Origin of the sequence: Dyella agri, from assembly GCF_044904705.1 — a bacterium.
Lineage (GTDB): Bacteria > Pseudomonadota > Gammaproteobacteria > Xanthomonadales > Rhodanobacteraceae > Rhodanobacter_A > Rhodanobacter_A agri.
This window is the reverse complement of sequence record NZ_JADIKL010000002.1, coordinates 437,826-456,455: the sequence shown is the minus strand read 5'-3', so window position 1 is coordinate 456,455 and position 18,630 is coordinate 437,826. Positions and strand designations below refer to the sequence as shown.

The 18,630-nt window shown below is 69.3% G+C and carries 18 protein-coding genes; 16 read left to right on the top strand and 2 right to left on the bottom strand.

Annotation, left to right across the window (positions count from 1 at the left end; translation table 11 throughout):
* Positions 1-73 precede the first annotated feature (73 nt).
* From hpf to ptsP, 6 genes are all read left to right on the top strand, one after another.
* Positions 74-397, top strand: coding sequence for a ribosome hibernation-promoting factor, HPF/YfiA family (gene hpf, locus ISP14_RS04525; RefSeq protein ID WP_404536604.1), 324 nt, complete (start codon positions 74-76; stop codon positions 395-397).
* A 135-nt stretch (positions 398-532) separates the two neighbouring features.
* Entirely contained in the window at positions 533-1,483 is a 951-nt protein-coding gene (gene hprK, locus ISP14_RS04520; RefSeq protein ID WP_404536602.1) for an HPr(Ser) kinase/phosphatase, read from the top strand.
* Between the two features lie 5 nt (positions 1,484-1,488).
* Positions 1,489-2,391, top strand: coding sequence for an RNase adapter RapZ (gene rapZ / locus ISP14_RS04515; RefSeq protein ID WP_404536600.1), 903 nt, complete (start codon positions 1,489-1,491; stop codon positions 2,389-2,391).
* 39 nt (positions 2,392-2,430) lie between these two features.
* Entirely contained in the window at positions 2,431-2,823 is a 393-nt protein-coding gene (locus tag ISP14_RS04510) for a PTS sugar transporter subunit IIA (RefSeq protein WP_404536598.1), read from the top strand.
* The gene (locus ISP14_RS04505) at positions 2,816-3,085 is read left to right on the top strand and encodes an HPr family phosphocarrier protein (protein ID WP_404536596.1); all 270 of its coding nucleotides are present in this window, start codon (positions 2,816-2,818) and stop codon (positions 3,083-3,085) included. Before ISP14_RS04510 ends, ISP14_RS04505 begins: the two co-directional genes overlap by 8 nt.
* Positions 3,086-3,212: 127 nt before the next feature.
* A complete protein-coding gene (gene ptsP / locus ISP14_RS04500) occupies positions 3,213-4,943 on the top strand; it encodes a phosphoenolpyruvate--protein phosphotransferase (RefSeq protein WP_404536594.1) in 1,731 nt (576 codons plus the stop codon).
* A gap of 49 nt (positions 4,944-4,992) precedes the next feature.
* Here ptsP and ISP14_RS04495 read toward each other — a convergent pair whose 3' ends face one another.
* A complete protein-coding gene (locus tag ISP14_RS04495; protein ID WP_404536592.1) occupies positions 4,993-5,700 on the bottom strand; it encodes an AraC family transcriptional regulator in 708 nt (235 codons plus the stop codon).
* 132 nt (positions 5,701-5,832) lie between these two features.
* Here ISP14_RS04495 and ISP14_RS04490 point away from each other — a divergent pair, with 132 nt between their 5' ends.
* The 9 genes from ISP14_RS04490 (at position 5,833) to ISP14_RS04450 (ending at position 16,589) form a co-directional block, all read left to right on the top strand.
* Positions 5,833-6,774 (top strand): proline racemase family protein, encoded by a 942-nt coding sequence (locus ISP14_RS04490; RefSeq protein WP_404536590.1) that lies wholly within the window; start codon positions 5,833-5,835, stop codon positions 6,772-6,774.
* The gene (locus tag ISP14_RS04485) at positions 6,771-7,883 is read left to right on the top strand and encodes an NAD(P)/FAD-dependent oxidoreductase (protein ID WP_404536588.1); all 1,113 of its coding nucleotides are present in this window, start codon (positions 6,771-6,773) and stop codon (positions 7,881-7,883) included. The genes ISP14_RS04490 and ISP14_RS04485 overlap by 4 nt, the downstream gene beginning before the upstream one ends.
* Positions 7,880-8,125, top strand: coding sequence for a 2Fe-2S iron-sulfur cluster-binding protein (locus ISP14_RS04480; RefSeq protein ID WP_404536586.1), 246 nt, complete (start codon positions 7,880-7,882; stop codon positions 8,123-8,125). Before ISP14_RS04485 ends, ISP14_RS04480 begins: the two co-directional genes overlap by 4 nt.
* Positions 8,118-9,392, top strand: a complete 1,275-nt coding sequence (locus tag ISP14_RS04475) for an FAD-dependent oxidoreductase (protein ID WP_404536584.1) — start codon at positions 8,118-8,120, stop codon at positions 9,390-9,392. The genes ISP14_RS04480 and ISP14_RS04475 overlap by 8 nt, the downstream gene beginning before the upstream one ends.
* 14 nt (positions 9,393-9,406) lie before the next feature.
* Complete coding sequence (locus tag ISP14_RS04470) at positions 9,407-10,312, top strand: dihydrodipicolinate synthase family protein (protein WP_404536582.1); 906 nt, start codon at positions 9,407-9,409, stop codon at positions 10,310-10,312.
* Between the two features lies 1 nt (position 10,313).
* Complete coding sequence (locus ISP14_RS04465; protein ID WP_404536580.1) at positions 10,314-11,912, top strand: aldehyde dehydrogenase family protein; 1,599 nt, start codon at positions 10,314-10,316, stop codon at positions 11,910-11,912.
* Positions 11,909-13,117, top strand: a complete 1,209-nt coding sequence (locus ISP14_RS04460) for a M24 family metallopeptidase (RefSeq protein ID WP_404536578.1) — start codon at positions 11,909-11,911, stop codon at positions 13,115-13,117. Before ISP14_RS04465 ends, ISP14_RS04460 begins: the two co-directional genes overlap by 4 nt.
* Before the next feature lie 46 nt (positions 13,118-13,163).
* Positions 13,164-14,939, top strand: coding sequence for a DUF885 domain-containing protein (locus ISP14_RS04455; protein ID WP_404536576.1), 1,776 nt, complete (start codon positions 13,164-13,166; stop codon positions 14,937-14,939).
* 81 nt (positions 14,940-15,020) lie between these two features.
* Complete coding sequence (locus ISP14_RS04450; protein ID WP_404536574.1) at positions 15,021-16,589, top strand: APC family permease; 1,569 nt, start codon at positions 15,021-15,023, stop codon at positions 16,587-16,589.
* A gap of 22 nt (positions 16,590-16,611) precedes the next feature.
* Here the strand turns inward: ISP14_RS04450 and ISP14_RS04445 are convergent, their stop codons facing one another.
* On the bottom strand, positions 16,612-17,499 hold the full coding sequence (locus ISP14_RS04445; RefSeq protein ID WP_404536572.1) for a LysR family transcriptional regulator: 888 nt from the start codon (positions 17,497-17,499) through the stop codon (positions 16,612-16,614).
* Between the two features lie 93 nt (positions 17,500-17,592).
* Here ISP14_RS04445 and ISP14_RS04440 point away from each other — a divergent pair, with 93 nt between their 5' ends.
* On the top strand, positions 17,593-18,618 hold the full coding sequence (locus ISP14_RS04440; protein ID WP_404536570.1) for a YeiH family protein: 1,026 nt from the start codon (positions 17,593-17,595) through the stop codon (positions 18,616-18,618).
* Positions 18,619-18,630: the final 12 nt, after the last annotated feature.

Here is an 18,630-nt window from a genome sequence, read left to right as displayed (position 1 = left end):
CGCCACGGCACTCCGTCCGCGGCGCGTCCATCCCGCCGCGAAACGCGGCAAGCACCACCAGAGGAGGCGTACCATGCAATTCCAACTCAGCGGCCAGCAGATCGAAGTCACCCCCGCGCTGCGCAATCACGTCGAATCCAGGCTAGATCGCCTCCATCGCCTCGACGACAAACTGATCAGCCTTACCGTGGTGCTCTCTGTGGACAAGCTGCAGCACCGCGCGGATGCCACGCTCGGCGTCACCGGCGCCACCCTGCACGCCGAGGCTGCCGAGGCCGATATGTACGCTTCCATCGACATGCTCTTCGACAAGCTGGTCAACCAGTTGCGGCGCCACCGCGAAAAGATCTCCGACAAGCACCAGCGCGCCGTGCGCGACGAGCGCCAGTACGGCTGATGTCCCCCTGCGGGCCGCCCGGCGACGGGCGGCCCGCATGCCTTCCCGCGAAACACGTCTTCCGCCCAAGCTGGCACAATGGCCCTGCCCCGCCCCGGACCCCACGGGCGGCGCGCGACGCAAAGGACCGAAGGCTTGGACCGGCTCACCGCAAGACAACTCTACGATGGCGTCAACGAGCGCATGGCGCTGCGCTGGCAGGCCGGCATGCGCGGCGAATCGCGCACGCTGGAGCCCGGTGCCGCGCAGGCGCGCCGGCCCTCGCTGATCGGCTACCTCAACGTCATCTACCCGAACAAGATCCAGATCATCGGTTCGGAGGAGCTGAATTTCCTCGACGGCCTCGACTCGCGCCAGCGCTGGGAGGTGATGCACAAGATCGCCGCCAGCCGGCCGGTGGCGCTGATCGTCACCAAGGACCAGGCGATCCCGTCCGACCTGCGCGAGGTGGCCGAGGAAACCGACACGCCGCTGTGGCTCAGCTCCAAGCGCGGCCACGAGCTGCTCACCTTCCTGCAATACCACCTGGCGCGCCAGCTGGCGGCGAAGACCACGCTGCACGGCGTGTTCCTGGAGGTGTTCTCGATCGGTGTGCTGATCACCGGCGAGGCCGGTTCCGGCAAGAGCGAGTTGGCGCTGGAACTGATCAGCCGCGGCCACCGGCTGGTCGCCGACGACGCCACCGAATTCACCTTGATCGCGCCGGACGTGATCGACGGCAGTTGTCCCGAGCTGCTGCAGGACCTGCTGGAAGTGCGCGGCCTGGGCGTGCTCAACGTGCGCGAGATGTTCGGCCACATGTCGGTGAAGCCGTCCAAGTACCTGCGCCTGGTGATCCACCTCAAGCCGCTGCGCGAAGGCGAGGAGATCGACGCGCTGACCCGCCTCACCGGCGACACCGGCCACCGCGAGGTGTTCGACGTCAAGGTACCGATGATCACGATTCCGGTGGCGCCGGGCCGCAACATCGCCGTGCTGGTCGAGGCAGCGGTGCGCAGCCACGCGCTGAAGAGCAAGGGCATCGACCCCGCGCAGACCTTCATCGACCGCCAGGCGCACCAGTTGCGCCGCCTGCCTCCCTGGTGACCGCAGTGCACGACGTACCCGCCACGCCGACCAGCCCCTTCACCAACCCGCACGAGACCCACCTGATCGTGCTCACCGGCGTGTCCGGCGGCGGCAAAACGGTGGCGTTGCGCGCACTGGAGGACTTGGACTTCTACTGCGTCGACAACCTGCCACCCTCGCTGCTGCCGCAGCTGGTGGAGGCGGTCAGCCACGGCGCCGGCCGGCGCCGGCGTATCGCGGTGGGCGTGGACGTGCGCAACCGCGGCGCCGACTTCGAGCACCTGCCCGCGACGCTATCCGCACTGGCCGCCGCCGGCGTGCAGCTGCACCTGATCTTCCTCGACTGCAGCGACGAAGTGCTGGTCAAGCGCTATTCGGAAACCCGCCGCCGCCACCCGCTGGCCACGCGCGGCATGTCGCTTGCCGACGCGATCGCCGAGGAACGCCAGCTGTTGCGCCCGTTGATGGCGATCGCCGAGAAGGTGATCGACTCCAGCGAACTCAACGTGCACCAGCTGCGCCGGCTGGTCGCCACTGGCTACGCGCAGGCCACCGAGGGGATGACGCTGATGTTCCAGTCCTTCGCGTTCAAGCGCGGGCTGCCGCTGGACTCGGATTTCGTGTTCGACGCGCGCTGCCTGCCCAACCCGCACTGGCAGCCGCGGCTGCGCCCGCTCTCCGGCAAGGACGCGCCCGTGCGCGAATACCTGGACGGCGAACCGCTGGTCGCCGAGTACCTTGCCGACACCCGGCGCTGGCTGGACGCCTGGCTGCCGCGCTTCGAACAGGACGATCGCAGCTACGTCACCGTCGCGATCGGCTGCACCGGCGGCCGGCACCGTTCGGTGTACCTGGTCGAGCAGCTCGCCGCGCACTATCGCGAAACCCGCGAGGGCGTACTCACCTTCCACCGCGAGCTGGACTGAGGCGATGGCAACGCAACGCACACAGGAAGGTACGCAGCCATGAGCGTGGGTGTGCTGCTGATGACCCATGAGGCGGTCGGCCAGGCGCTGATCTCCGCCGCGCACCACGTGATGCCGAAGCTGCCGCTGCAAGTGGAGGCGGTAGAGGTGCCGCCGCAGGCCGACCCGGACGTGATGCGCACACTCACCGCCCGCCACGCGCGCGCGCTCGACCAGGGCGAAGGCGTGCTGGTACTGGCCGATCTCTACGGCGCCACGCCGTGCAACATCGGGCTCTCGCTCAGCTCGCTGGGCGTGCGCCTGCGCTGCGTCTCCGGCCTCAACCTGCCGATGCTGCTGCGCGTACTCAATTACGCGGAAAAACCACTGGACGAACTGGCCGAAATCGCTGCAAGCGGCGGCCGTGGGGGAATCTTCATTGACCATGCTTGAGAAAGAAATCGTCGTTTCCAACAAGCTGGGCCTGCACGCCCGCGCGTCGGCAAAGCTGGTGCAACTGGTGCAGGGCTTCAAGTCCACCGTGTGGCTGATCAGCAAGGGGCGCGAGGTGAACGCACAAAGCATCATGGGCGTGATGATGCTTGCCGCCGGCATCGGTACGCCGCTGACCGTGCGTACCGACGGCCCGGACGAGCAGGCTGCGCTGGATGCGGTGGTGGCGCTGTTCGAACGCAAGTTCGACGAAGGGGCTTGAAGCGCATGAGGTCCGAGATGCCGGATACGGGATACGCAACTGCGGGAGCCGCGGCCTTGCCGCCGCGGCTTGCGCTGCCGCGTCCCGCATCCCGCATCCCGTATCCAGGCTTCCGAAGGAGGCGTGCATGAGACACCTCCTGCCCGGCACCCAGGCGTCGCGCGGCATGGCACTGGGCCGTGCACGGCTGGTGCAGCCCAGCCGCTACGCGGTGGACACCCGCCCGCTTGCCGAGGACGAAATCGAGGGCGAGCTCGAACACCTGCACCGCGCGCTGGACACCGCGCGGCAGGAACTTCGCGAACTGCGCGGCAAGCTGCACGGCGCGCTGGCGCGCGAGGTTAACGAATTCATCGACGCACACAGCCTGCTGCTGGACGACGCCGAGCTGCTGCGCGGCCTCGACGACCTGGTGCGGATCGGCCACTACCGCGCCGGCGCCGCGCTGAAGAAGCAGCGCGACAAGCTCGCTGCGGTGTTCGAGGCGATGGACGACCCCTACCTGCGCAGCCGCAAGGAAGACATCGACCAGGTGATCGCCCGCGTGGTCTCCGCGCTGCAGCGCCAGACCAGCGTCGAGGAACGCAAGCTGGCCGCACGCGTGGGCGAGATCCTGGTCGCCGACACCATCGCGCCGGCCGACATGGCCCAGCTCGCCGGCAACGGCCTGCTCGGCGTGGTCACCAGTTCCGGCAGTGCGTATTCGCACAGTGCGATCCTTGCGCGCAGCCTCGGCCTGCCGATGCTGGTCGGTGCACGCGACGCGCTGGCGCTGCTGCACGACGACGACTTGATCCTGCTCGACGCCGAGCGCGGCGAAGCGATCGTGCACCCCACCGCGCAGGATCTCGCCCGCTACCGCGCATGGCAACGCGAGGCCGCCGCCGAAGGGCGCCGGCTCGCCACACTGGCAAACGCGCCCACCCGCACCCGCGACGGCATGGACGTCCGCCTACTGGCGAATGCGGAAACCCCCGCCGACGTGGCGCTGGCGCGTGCCCGCGGCGCCGACGGCGTGGGCCTGTACCGCACCGAATTCCTGTTCCTGCGCCACAAGGGCCTGCCGTCGGAAGACGAACAGTTCATCGCCTACCGCGACCTGGTGCTGGGCATGGGCGGGCTGCCGGTCACCATCCGCACGCTCGACCTCGGCGCCGACAAGGCCGACGCCGCCGGCCTGGTGCTGCGCGGCGAGGACAACCCCGCGCTGGGCGTGCGCGGCGTGCGCCTGTCGCTGCGCTATCCGGCAGTGTTCACCACCCAGATCCGCGCGATCCTGCGCGCAGCCTGCTACGGCCCCGTGCGCGTGCTGGTGCCGATGGTGACCCAGCCGGACGAACTGATCGCGGTACGCACGCTGTTCAAGCTGGCGCGGCAGGACCTGAAGCGCGAGAGCATCGACCTGCCCGAGAAGCTGCCGCTGGGCGCGATGATCGAGGTGCCCGCCGCCGCGATCAACGTGCGCGCCCTGCTCGAACATGCCGACTTCCTCGCCATCGGCACCAACGACCTCGCCCAGTATGTGCTCGCCGCCGATCGCGGTAATGACGCACTGGACAACATCTACACCCCACTGCAGCCGGCCATGCTGCGCCTGCTCTCGCACGTGATCGGCGCGGGCCGCCGCGCGAAGAAGCCGGTGAGCCTGTGCGGCGAAATCGGCGGCGACGTGAATTTCACCGCGATGCTGCTCGCGCTCGGTCTCAACGAATTCAGCATGCACCCCAGCCAGCTGCTGCAGGTGCGCGACCGCCTCGCCGCACTCGACCACGCCACGCTGCGCGGCCATGCCACCCGCCTGCTGCGCGCCGTCACCCACGAACAGGTCGCGTCGCTGCTGGCGCAGCTCGAGGCGTGACGGCGATGCGCCGGCACGCGGTCGGCGCAAACGCCCTGGGCCACTCCGTTCACGACGCCGCGATCATGTTCCGATAGTCGCGCGGCGACATGCCGACCGTGGCCTTGAACTGGCGTGCGAACGAACTCTGGTCGGCGAAGCCACAGGCCAGCCCGATCGCCGCCACGCTGTCGTCGCCCTGCAGCATGCGCATCGCCGCCTCGATGCGCAGCTTGGTCAGCACCTGCTGCGGCGTCAGCTGGAACACCCGCCGGAAATGCCGTTCGAGCTGCGCCACCGAGAGCTCGGCCAGCCCCGCCAGCGTCGCCACGCGGATGCTTTCCGCGTAGTGCTCCTGCAGATACGCAAGCACGCGGCGCAACCGCTGATAGGTCGGATGGCGGCCGTCCGGTTGTCCCAGGTCGCGCGAGATGCCGACCACGCCGCGCACATGGCCGTCCTGCTGCAGCGGTCGCTTGCAGGTCAGGCACCAGCCCGGGGCGCGGTTCGCGAAGATGTGCACCTCGAGCTGGTTCTCGATCACTTCGCCATCCAGCACACGCCGGTCCTGCGACGCATACGAACCGCCCATGGTCGCGGGGAACAGTTCGGTCACGCTGCGGCCGATCACGTCCTCGCGGCGCTTGAGGCCGAGCCGGCGCACCAGGGTGAGATTGGCATGCGTGTAGCGGCCCATCGTGTCCTTCACGAAGAACACCACGTCGGGCAGCGCATCGAACAGCGCCTCCAGTTCGTTCGCCGAAATTTTCACTTCCATCGCGCAGCTCCGGCAGCGGCAAGGGAGGGCGACGTGGCCGGCTCCAGCTAGCCACTGGAGTATGCAGATTTCCGCATCCATGGACCACAACTGTCCATAGACGTCCGGACGCGACAGGGCGAGCATAGACGCATGACTACGATAGACGTGATCGACTCGCATACCGGCGGCGAACCCACCCGTGTCGTCATCGGCGGATTCCCGGACCTCGGCCCCGGTACGCTGCCGGAGCAGCGCCAGCGCTTCCGCGAACGGTACGACCGCTGGCGCAGCGCGATCGCCTGCGAACCGCGCGGATCCAGCACCGTGGTCGGCGCCCTGCTGGTGCCGCCGCAAAGCGCGGACGCCTGTACCGGGGTGATCTTCTTCAACAACGTCAGCTACCTCGGCATGTGCGGCCACGGCACCATCGGCGTGGTGCGCACGTTGCAGCACCTGGGCCGCATCGGCCCCGGCAGGCATCGCATCGATACACCGGTGGGCACCGTCGGCGCGGAACTGCACGAAGACGGCCGCGTCACCATCGACAACGTGGAAAGCTATCGCCACGCCACGGGCGTCAGCGTCGACGTGCCGGATTACGGTCGCGTCACCGGCGACATCGCCTGGGGCGGCAACTGGTTCTTCATCACCCACGACACGCCGCTGCCGCTGGAGATCCGGCACCAGCGCGCGCTCACCACCTATACCGAGGCGATCCGCCACGCGCTCGAAGCAAACGGCATCACCGGCGCGGAAGGCGGCGAGATCGATCACATCGAGGTCAACACCGGATCGCCGGTCGACGGCCTGGATGGCCGGAACTTCGTGCTGTGCCCCGGCCTCGCCTACGACCGCTCGCCCTGTGGCACCGGCACCAGCGCCAAGCTGGCCTGCCTGGCCGCCGACGGCAAGCTCGCGCCGGGCGAAACCTGGAAACAGGAAAGCATCCTCGGCAGCGTGTTCGAAGGCCGCTACACGCATGGCGAACGCGGTGTGCGACCGCAGATCACCGGCACCGCCTTCGTGGTGGCGCGCAGCACGCTGCTGTTCGACGAAGCAGACGCCTTCACCTGGGGCAGCGGCGCGGAATGAATGGCAGCGCCGCCACGTTCGACCTGATCGTTGTCGGCGCCGGCATCGTCGGCGCCAGCTGCGCCGATGCCGCCAGCGCGGACGGCATGCGGGTGGCCATCGTGGAGCCGGGCCCGATCGGCGGCGGCGCCACGGCGGCGGCTATGGGCCATCTCGTCGCGATGGACGACGATCCGGCCGAACTCGCGCTGGCCCATTACTCGCTGCGCTTGTGGGAAGCGTTCGCCGACCTGGCGGAAGCCGAGTTCAGCCGCTGCGGCACCTTGTGGGTGGCGCGCAACGATGGCGAACTCGCCGCCGCCGGCCAACGCATCGCACGCCTCGGCGCAGCCGGCATCGATGCCCGACCGGTCGACGCCAAGGCGCTATACGAACTGGAACCCGCGCTGGTGCCGGGGCTGGCGGGCGGCATGCTGGTGTCGCGCGAGGCGGTGGTGTATCCGCCGCGCGTCGCCAACCATCTGGTGCAGCGCGCGCAATCGCGCGGTGCCCGGCTCCATGCGGGCCGCCGCGTGCAATCCCTGCAGCGCAGCGGCGCGCTGCTCGACGACGGCACGCGCCTGTGCGGCCCGGTGCTGGTGGCCACGGGCTGCGCGCTGCCTGCCCTGCTGCCGATGCTGCCGATGCGCGCGCGCAAAGGGCACCTCGTCATCACCGACCGCTATCCCGGCCTCATCCGCCACCAGCTGCTGGAACTGGGCTACGCCGACAGCGCCCACGGCGATGCCGACAGCAGCGTGGCGTTCAACGTGCAGCCACGGCCGACGGGGCAGATCCTGATCGGCTCCTCGCGCGAATTCCATGCGAACGACGCTGGCGTTTCGCCATCGATGGTCCAGCGCATGCTCGAACGCAGCTTCGCCTTTGTGCCGCGTCTGCGCGAACTGCAGGCGCTGCGCGTCTGGACCGGTTTCCGCCCCACCACGCCAGATGGGCGCCCGTACCTCGGCGCCGTACCCGGCGCCGTCGATCAGTGGGTGGCCGCCGGCCACGAAGGCCTGGGCGTCACCACGGCGCTGGGCAGCGCGAAACTGATGATCGACCTGATCCAGGGCCGCCAGCCCGCCATCGATCCCACGCCTTATGCGCCGCAGAGGATGGCCGCATGAGCGGCCTCGTGCGGCTGGTCGTGAACGGTCAACCGGTGGAAGTGCCCGCCGGCGCCAGCGTCGCGGCCGCGGTGGCGCATGTCACGCTGCATTTCCGCCGCTCGGTGGACGGCGCGCCGCGCGCGCCGCTGTGCGGCATGGGAGTATGTTTTGAATGCCGCGTGCAGGTGGATGGCGTGACCCATGTGCGCGCATGCATGACGCCGGTCAGCGAAGGCATGCAGGTGGTCACCGATGCGTGAGCATTACGACGTCCTCGTGGCAGGCGCAGGCCCGGCCGGCCTGGCAGCGGCACAGGCTGCCGCATCGCATGGCGCGCGCGTAGGCCTGCTCGACGCACAACCGCGTGCCGGAGGACAGGTCTGGCGGCACGACGTGCGCCTGCCGGCAGTGCGCGCGGCGCGCCAGGCCATCGACACTCTGCAAGGCGTCGAACTGCTGGCGCGCCATAGCGTGGTCGCCGTGGAGTCGTCGGCGCTGCGCGTGGAAACGTCGCAAGACTCCCGGCTGCTGTCGTACGGTGCGCTGGTGCTCGCCACCGGCGCGCGCGAACTGCTGCTGCCTTTCCCCGGCTGGACGCTGCCCGGCGTGACCGGTGCCGGCGGCCTGCAAGCCCTCGCCAAGCAGGGCTGGCCGGTGGCCGGCAAGCGCGTCGTCATCGCCGGTAGCGGACCGCTGCTGCTGGCGGCAGCCGATACCTTGCGCAAACACGGTGCGCAGGTGCTCGGTATTTTCGAGCAAGCCTCCGCCGATGCAGTCCGTTCCTTCGCGTGGCAGCTGCGCCAATGGCCCGCTCGCGCCTGGCAGGCCGCCGGTCTGCGCCTGCGCCTCGCCGGCGTGCCGTATCGCTTCGGTTCCTTCGTGCGCAAGGCCGTTGGCGACGACGCCGTGCGCGGCGTGGAGATCGAAACGCCCGGCGGCGTGCAGCACATCGCCTGCGACCTGCTCGCCGTGGGTTACGGGCTGGTGCCCCATACCGAACTGGCATCGCTGCTCGGCTGCGCGCTCGACGACACGGATACCCACCCGCACGTGCAGGTCGACGCCCTGCTGCGCACCAGCGTGGCCAAGATCCACGCCGCTGGCGAATCCTGCGGCATCGGCGGCCTGGCGGTCGCGCGCATCGAAGGCGCGATGGCGGGCCACGTCGCGACCGGCGACATCGCGTCTGCCAACAGCTTGATGCCGCAGCGCGACCGCGCACGGCGCTTCGGTGCGCTGCTTGCCCGGCACTTCGCGCTGGACCCGCGCCTGCACACGCTGGCCGACGACCAGACCCCAATCTGCCGCTGCGAAGACGTCCGCCTCGGTGCGCTCGCCAGCTTCGGCGACGCCCGCGCCGCCAAGCTCGCCACGCGTTGCGGCATGGGCGCCTGCCAGGGCCGCATCTGCGGCACGGCGCTGGCCGAACTGGGTCGTTTTCCCCGCAGCGGCGCGCGCCCGCCGATTTTCCCCGCCCGTCTGGCCACGCTGGCCGGGCTTGCCACCCTTTCTTCTGACGACGCATAACGAGGTAGCTGATCATGAGCAACGCATCCATCTGGCACGGCGTGATTCCCGCCATCACCACCCCCTTCGCCGCCGACGGCCAGGTCGATCACGACTTCCTCGCCACGCACGCGCGCACGCTGATCGACAGCGGCTGCAAGGGCATCGTGCCGCTGGGCTCGCTGGGCGAAGCGGCCACGCTGTCGTTCGACGAGAAGCTGGCGATCATCCGCACCTTGGTGAAAGCGCTCGATGGTCGCGCGCCGGTGATCCCCGGCATCGCCGCGCTGTCTACCGACGAGGCCGTGCGCCTCGCCCGCGAGGCCAAGGCGCTGGGCGCCTCCGGCCTGATGGTGTTGCCGCCCTACGTGTACTCCACCGACTGGCGCGAGATGGGCGCGCACCTGCGCGCGGTGATTGCGGCGACCGATCTGCCCTGCATGCTCTACAACAACCCGATCGCCTACAAGACGGACTTCTCGCCCGAGCAGATCGCCGAGCTCGCAAGCGAGTTCCCCAACGTGCAGGCGGTGAAGGAATCCTCCGGCGACGTGCGCCGCTTCGCCGCGCTGCGTGCACTGCTGGGCAGCCGCCTCGAACTGCTGGTGGGCATGGACGATGCGATCGTCGAAGGCGTGGCGATGGGCGCGCGCGGCTGGATCGCCGGCCTGGTCAACGCCTATCCGAAAGAGTCGGTGAAGCTGTTCGAGCTGGCGCGCGACGGCGGCGCCGATGCGGCCGCCGAACTGTATGCCTGGTTCCTGCCGCTGCTGCGCCTGGACACCGTGCCGAAGTTCGTCCAGCTGATCAAGCTGGTGCAGGAAAAGGTCGGCCTGGGCAGCGAGCGCGTGCGCGCGCCGCGTCTGGCCATGCATGGCGCCGAACGCGAAGCCGCGCTGCGCGTGATCGACCACGCCATCGCCCACGCGCCGGCGCTCTGAGATGGCCGCGCAACCTCTGCTGATCGCTGGCGGCTGGCGGCCGGCCAGCGAACTGTCCGCTACCTTCCGCGCCGAGGACCCGACCACCGGCGAGGCCATCGGCGCGGAATTCCCGATCAATGGCGCGGCCGACGTGGAGGCCGCCATCGCTGCAGCGGCCGCGGTGGCGGATGAACTGGCGCAGACGCCGCCGGAACAAATCGCCGCCTTCCTCGAGGCCTACGCCGACGGCATCGAGCGCGATGCCGAAGCACTGGTTGCGCTGGCCCACGCGGAGACCGCGTTGCCCGCGGAAACCCGGCTGGCCAAGGTGGAGCTGCCGCGCACCAGCGGCCAGCTGCGCCAGGCCGCGCGCGCCGTGCGCAGCTTCAGCTGGACGCAGCCGGTGATCGACACAGCGGCGGGCCTGCGCAGCCATCGCGCCCCGCTGCACAAGCCGGTGCTGGTGTTCGGCCCGAACAACTTCCCGTTCGCCTTCAACGCGATCGCCGGCAGCGATTTCGCCTCGGCGATCGCGGCGCGCAATCCGGTGATCGCGAAAGCGCATCCCTCGCACCCGGCCACCAGCGAGCGGCTGGCACAGCTGGCCCACGCCGCGCTGCGCGAGGCCGGCCTGCCCGCTGCAGCGGTGCAGATGCTCTACCGGTTCGACGCGTCGCTGGGCCTGAAACTGGCCGCCGATCCGCGCCTGGGCGCCATCGGGTTCACCGGCGGCCGTTCCACCGGCCTGGCGCTGAAGGCCGCCGCCGACGCGGCCGGCGTGCCAGCTTATCTGGAGCTGTCCAGCGTCAATCCGGTGTTCCTGTTGCCCGGCGCACTGGCCGAGCGCGGCGCCGCGCTGGCGCAGGAGTTCTTCAGTTCCTGCACGATGGGCAGCGGCCAGTTCTGCACCAATCCCGGCGTAGTGGTAGTGCCGCGCGGCGCCGATGGCGATGCCTTCATCGCCGCCGCCGCCGCGCACTTCGCCGCCGCCGCTCCAGGCGTGCTGTTTTCGCGCGGCGTGCTGGATCACCTGCAGCGCGGCGTGGATACCTTGCGCAAGGCCGGCGCCACGACGCTCGCCGGCGGCGCTGCCGCGGAACCGGGCTATCGCTATCAACCGACCCTGCTGCAAGTGGATGCCGCGCAATTCCTGCACGCGCCGCACGCGCTGCAGACCGAGGCGTTCGGCCCGGTCGGCCTGCTGGTGCGCGCCGACGATGTCGCGCAGATGGCCGCCTTGGCGGCCGCGTTCGAAGGCAACCTCACCGGCACGCTGTACAGCGCCGCCGACGGCAGCGACGCGGCCGCCTGGGCACACGTCGCCGGCGCCCTGCGTCCGCGCGTGGGCCGGTTGATCGGCAACCGCATGCCCACCGGCGTGGCAGTGAGCCCGGCGATGAACCACGGTGGCCCCTACCCCAGCACCGGCCACCCCGGCTTTACCGCGGTCGGCCTGCCGGCGGCGATCCAGCGCTTCACCGCGCTGCACTGCTACGACCATGTGCCGGACGGACAGCTGCCGCCGGAGCTGCGTGACCGCAACCCGGGCGGCGTGGCACGGCAGATCGACGGCCACTGGTGCGTCGACGATGTCGATGCCCGGACGCCGGCCGCATGATGCCGGCCCGGCAGATCGGCGGCCTCGAACCCGCCCAGGCGCAGGCCATGCTGGCACCATGGCCGACGCCGGCGGCGGCCATCGCCACCGCCGAATACGAACAGCGGCTGGAACGCGCCCGCACCTTGCTGCGCGAACAGCGCATCGATGCGCTGCTGATCACCGCCGGCGCCTCGCTGCGCTATTTCAGCGGGATCGGCTGGGGCGCCAGCGAGCGGCTGCTCGGCTTGCTGCTGACCGCGCGCGGCGAGCCGCTGGTGATCTGTCCCGCATTCGAGGCCGGCTCGTTGGCGCATGTCCTGCGCATTCCGGCCAGCCTGCGTTACTGGGAAGAACACGAGGATCCGCAGGCGCTGGTCGCCGATGCCTTGCGCGAGCGCGGCGCCGGCAGCCTCGCGCTCGACCCGGCCGCCCCCAGCGTGGTGGCCGAACGCCTGCGCGCGGCGCTGGGCGGCAAGCCGGTGGTCGATGCCAGCGCCATCGTCGACGGCTGCCGCATGTGCAAGTCGCCGGCCGAACTCGCTCTGATGCAGCAGGCCACCGCGATGACATTGCAGGTGCACCGCCTCGCCGCTGGGCTGGTCCGCGAAGGCATCAGCAGCATCGAGCTGACCCGCTTCATCGATGGCGCGCACCGCGCGCTGGGCGCCGACAACGGTTCGACCTTCTGCATCGTGCAATTCGGCCGCGCCACGGCCTATCCGCACGGCATTCCCGGCGAGCAGCGACTGGCCGAGAACGAGCTGGTGCTGATCGACACCGGTTGCAGCGTGCAGGGCTATCAGTCCGACATCACCCGCACCTACATCTTCGGCAAGCCGACGGCGGAACAGGAACGTATCTGGGCGCTCGAACACGCAGCGCAACGCGCCGCGTTCGAAGCGGTGCGCCCCGGCGTGCCGTGCGCGACGGTGGATGCCGCCGCGCGCGCCGTGGTGGAGCGCGCCGGGCTCGGCCCCGACTACCGCCTGCCCGGCATCCCGCACCGTACCGGGCACGGCTGCGGCCTGAGCATCCACGAGACGCCTTACCTGGTGCGCGGCAACGCCACCGGACTGCAGCCGGGCATGTGTTGCAGCGACGAACCGATGATCGTGCTGCCCGACCGCTTCGGCGTGCGCCTGGAAGATCACTTCCATGTCACCGACGACGGCGCCGCCTGGTTCACGCCACCATCGCCCGCCATCGACCAGCCGTTCGCCTGACGCCCGCCGACGACGCATGCGCCGCAGCCACCGGAGACGCCCGCTCATGAGCAAGCTGTTCGCCAACCTGGGATGCGCCGTCTGCCTGGCCGCCACTACCGCGCAGGCGTATGGCGACGATGCCGCCAGCCGCTTCCGCGCGATCTACACGCAGGAATGGGCGTGGCGCCAGGATCAGTTCCGCGGCCTCGACGACGAGGACAGCCAGGGCGCGCCTTCCGACCATCTGCCCAAGGTCGACGCCGCTACCCAGGCGGTGCGCGAACGCTACTGGACCGAAGTGCTCGGGAAGCTCGACACCATCAAGCCGGCCGGGCTGCACGGCGAAGACGCGATCGACTACGCGGTCTACCGCAATCAGATCGAAACCCTGCTGGCCGACCAGCATTTCCACACCTGGGAAATGCCGTTCAACAGCGACTCGGGCTTCTGGAGCGACCTGGGCTTCACCGCGCGCGCCAGCTACCTCACGCTGCAGGAATACCGCGACTACATCGGCAAGCTGCGCGACATCCCGCGCTACTTCGGCGAGCAGACCGACAACATGCGGCTGGGCCTGGCGCGCGGTTTCAGCCAGCCGAAAATCGTCCTGCGAGGCCGCACGCAGTCGATCAGCGAAGTGATCGACGCAAGCGGCGAAGACAATCTCTTTTACACCCCGTTCCGGCACATGCCGACGGCCATCCCCGCCGCCGAGCAGGCCACGCTGCGCGCCGAGGCGCTGGCGGCGATCAGGGATGCGGTGATCCCCGCCTACGCGAAGCTGCTCCGCTTCATGCAGGACGAGTACATCCCCAAGGCACGCACCGGCATCGCCGCCGAGGACCTGCCCGAAGGCAAGGCCTTCTACCAGGCGCAGATCCGTGAATACACCACGCTGGACATGAACCCCGACGCCATCCACCAGCTCGGCCTGGCGCAGATGGCGATCATCCACCAGCAGATGCTGGACACCATCCAGCAAGCCGGCTTCAAGGGCAGCTTCGCCGACTTCCTGTATTTCCTGCGCACCGATCCGCGCTTCTATGCAAAGACGCCGGACGAGTTGCTCAAGAACGCGGCGTGGATTGCCAAGGAAGTGGACGGCAAGATCGGCGACTACATCGGCCGCCTGCCCCGCCGCCGCTTCGCCATCGAACCGGTGCCGCCCGACCTGGCGCCGGTCTATACCGGCGGCCGCGGCGGCCCGGGCATCTACCTGGTCAACACCTACAACCTGCCCTCGCGCCCGCTGTATTCGTTGCCCGCGCTGACCCTGCACGAGTCCTCGCCCGGCCATGCCTTGCAGATGCCGCTGGCGGCCGAGACGGAGGGCTTGCCGGACTTCCGTCGTTACGCGTACATCTCCGCCTACGGCGAAGGCTGGGCGCTGTATTGCGAATACCTCGGCCAGGAAATGGGCATCTACCACACGCCTTACGAGCAGTTCGGCTACCTGAGCTACCAGGCCTGGCGCGCGGCGCGGCTGGTGGTGGACACCGGCATCCACCACCTGCACTGGACGCGCGAGCAGGCGCAGGACTACCTGCGCGCGAACACCGCGCTGGCCGACCACGAGATTGAGACCGAGGTGGACCGCTACATTGCCTGGCCGGCGCAGGCGCTGTCCTACTATCTGGGTGAGATGGCCATCCGCGAGGACCGTGCGCGCGCTGAAAAAGCGCTGGGGCCGACATTCGATATCCGCGCCTTTCATGACGCGGTGCTGTCCACCGGCTCGGTGCCGTTGCCGGTGTTGAACGAGCGCATCGACCGCTTCATCGCCGATGGCGGCAGGTCGCCCTACGCCGACGACAAGCACTGCAACTGCAAGTCGCCCTGACCAACGACGACGCTGGCGGATATCCGCCAGCGCCGTGCCGGGGGCCCGCTTCATCCTTCCCACGTAGCCGGATCACAGCGCATGCCATCGACGGGAACATTCCATCGCCAGCTCAGCCTCACCGACCTGACCTTCATCGGCCTGGGCGCGATCTTCGGTTCCGGCTGGCTGTTCTCGGCCAGCCATGTCTCGGCCATCGCCGGACCGGCCGGCATGCTGTCCTGGCTGATCGGCGGCGCCGCCGTGCTGCTGCTCGGCATCGTCTATTGCGAACTGGGCGCCGCGCTGCCCCGCGCCGGCGGCGTGGTGCGCTACCCGGAGTATTCGCACGGGCTGCTGCTGGGCTCGCTGATGGGCTTCATCACCCTGATCGCATTCTCCAGCCTGATCGCCATCGAGACCGTGGCCTGCCGCCAATATGCCGCGGCCTGGTTCCCCGCGCTGAGCCGCGATGCGGCGGGCAATCCCACCGTGCTGGGCTGGCTGGTGCAGCTGGCGCTGCTGGCGTTGTTCTTCGCGCTGAACTACTTCAGCGTGAAGACCTTCGCCAAGGCCAACAATCTCATCAGCATCTTCAAGTTCGTCGTGCCGCTGCTGGTGGTCGTCGTACTGCTGGCGCACTTCCAGCCGCAGAACATGAGCGTGCACGGCTTTGCCCCGAACGGCTTCAGCGGCGTGGAAGGCGCGGTTTCCGCGGGCGGCATCATCTTCGCCTACCTGGGGCTGACGCCGATCATCTCGGTCGCCAGCGAGGTGCGCAGCCCGCAACGCACGATCCCGATCGCGCTGATCCTCTCGGTGCTGCTGTCCACCGTGATCTACCTGCTGCTGCAGGCAGCCTTCCTGGGCAGCATCCCCACCCGGATGCTGGCGCAGGGCTGGGGCGGCACCGGCACGATGTTCTCGCTGCCCTACCACGACATCGCGCTGACCCTGGGCATTGGCTGGCTGGCCGCGCTGGTGGTCTGCGACGCGGTGATCTCGCCCAGCGGCACCGGCAACATCTACATGAACGCCACGCCCCGGGTGGTCTACGGCTGGGCGCGCAGCGGCTCGTTCTTCAAGGTATTCACCCGCATCGACGGCAAGTCCGGCATTCCGCGCCCGGCACTGTGGCTGAGCTTCGCGCTGTCGATCTTCTGGACCTTGCCGTTCCCCTCGTGGGAGGCGCTGATCAGCGTGGTCTCGGCAGCCCTGGTGCTGAGCTACGCCGTGGCGCCGATCACTGTGGCGGCACTGCGCCGCAACGCGCCGCAGTTGCCGCGACCCTTCCTGGTGCGCGGCTTCGGCGTGATCGGGCCGGCCTCGTTCGTGATCGCCACGCTGATCGTGTACTGGTCGAGCTGGCAGACCGTTTCGTGGCTACTGGGGCTGCAGATCGTACTGTTCGCGATCTACGTGCTGTGCAGACTGCCTTCGCCCGGGGCCCGTGCCAGGCTGCGCCAGGAGGTGTATTCGTCGGCGTGGCTGATCGCCTACTACGCGCTGCTCATCGCCTTGTCTTGGCAGGGTACCTTCGGTGGCCGCGGCATCATCCGTCATCCCTGGGATACCGCGGCCGTCGCCGCGGCCGGCCTGCTCATCTACTACTGGGGCGCCCGCACCGGCCTGCCCGCGCACTTGCTCGACCTGGGCAGCGACGACGACTGACGCCGACGCGCGGCGCCGCGACTCAGCGGCCGAGACCGGCCTGGGCGATGAACGCGTCCAGCAAGGCGCCGCGGTATTTCTGGCGGTGGACCAGCATGGAAAGTTTGCGGTGCAGGTCGAGGAACGGCGTCTTCAACGCCTTCAGGCGATCGGTGGCGAGCGCATCGGTGACTGCCACCTGCGGCAGGCAGGCGATGCCGAGGCCGGCGATCACCGCCTGCTTGATCGCTTCGATCTGGTCCAGCTCCAGCACCGTCTCGCCGGGCGGCAGCTGCGACAACACACGTTCGCTGGTGGCACGGGTGGCCGAACCCGGCTCGCGCATCACCCAGCGCGCGCCGGCGAAGTCGGCGGGCTTGAGGCCGCGCTTGCGCGCCAGCGGATGGTCGGGCGGCGCGCACACCACCAGCAGGTCGTCGCGCCACGGCCGCACTTCCAGCTGCGGATGCGTCACCGGTCCTTCCACGCAACCGAGGTCGAGGCTGTGTTCAAGCATCGCCGCCGCGATCGCTTCCGTGTTCGCCACGCGCAGGCGGATCGCCACCTGCGGCTGCGCGCGCACGAACGCGCCCAGCAGCTCGCCCACGCGGTAGTTGCCCACGGTGTTGCTGGCACCGATGCGCAACTCGCCCGAAAGCGCCGCGCCATCCTCGCGCCCGCGCCGACCGAACTCGGCATGGCGTTCCAGCAGCTCCTGCGCCAGCGGCAACAGCTCGCGGCCGCGCGGGTTGAGCCGCAGCCGGCCGCGCTCGCGTGCGAACAGCGGCGCATCGAGCTGACGCTCCATTTCGGCCAGCGCCATGCTGGCCGCCGGCTGGGTCAGGTACAGCCGCTCGGCAGCGGCACGCACGCTGCCCAACAGCGCGATCTGCACGAATACTTCGAGCTGGCGCGGGCTGATGTTGTTCATCACTCAATCTTATAGGAACGATCAGATTTTCCAAGTTTTACTGATCGAAAAGGGCGAGGACAATGGCGCACATTCCCGCAGCGCAACCGTCCCATGAACACGCCACTTGCCACCGCCCTCGCCCGCCCCACCCTGCGCAGCCGCGCGCCCGGCTTGCTGTTGGCCGTCGTGATCGCACTGCTCGCGTGGTGGCTGGGCCGGCTGATGCCGCTGATCGGCGGCCCGGTGATCGGCATCCTGCTCGGCATCGCGGTGCGCAACCTGCTCTCGCCCGACGTGCGCTTCACGCCCGGCATCGCCTTCGCCGGCAAGCAGGTGCTGCAATGGTCAATCATCGCGCTGGGCTTCGGCCTCAGCCTCACCCAGGTGGCAAAGACTGGCCTGGAATCGCTGTCGGTGACCCTGGTGACGCTGACCGTGGCCTTCCTCAGCGCGTGGGCGCTGGGCCGCTGGCTGGGCGTGCACGACAAGCTGAAGATCCTGATCGGCGTGGGCACCGCCATCTGCGGCGGCTCGGCCATCGCCGCGGTCACGCCCATCATCAAGCCCGACGAGCACGACACCGCGTTCGCGATCTCCACCATCTTCCTGTTCAACGTGGTGGCGGTGCTGCTGTTCCCGCTGCTCGGCCACCTGCTGCACCTCAGCGACCTCGGCTTCGGCCTGTGGGCCGGCACCGCGATCAACGACACCTCCTCGGTGGTGGCCGCCGGCTACAGCTTCAGCCATGCCGCCGGCGACTACGCCACCATCGTCAAGCTCACCCGCGCCACGCTGATCATCCCGATCTGCCTGATCCTGGCCTTCGCGGTTGCCGCGCGCGAAAAGAAGAAGGGCGCCACCGACTTCAGCCTGCGCCGCATCTTCCCGTGGTTCATCCTGTGGTTCCTGGTGGCCTCGGCGCTGCGCACCGCCGGCTTGATCCCCACCGCGATCCAGCCGCTGCTGCACGCCGCGGCCGAGTTCCTGATCATCGTGGCGCTCACCGCGATCGGCCTCTCCGCCAACCTGCGCAAGATGATCGCCAGCGGCGCGCGGCCGATCCTGCTGGGGCTGGGCGTGTGGGCGGCGGTGTCGGTCAGCAGCCTGGCGGTGCAGTTGCTGATCGGGCAGCTCTGATGTCTTCCAGAC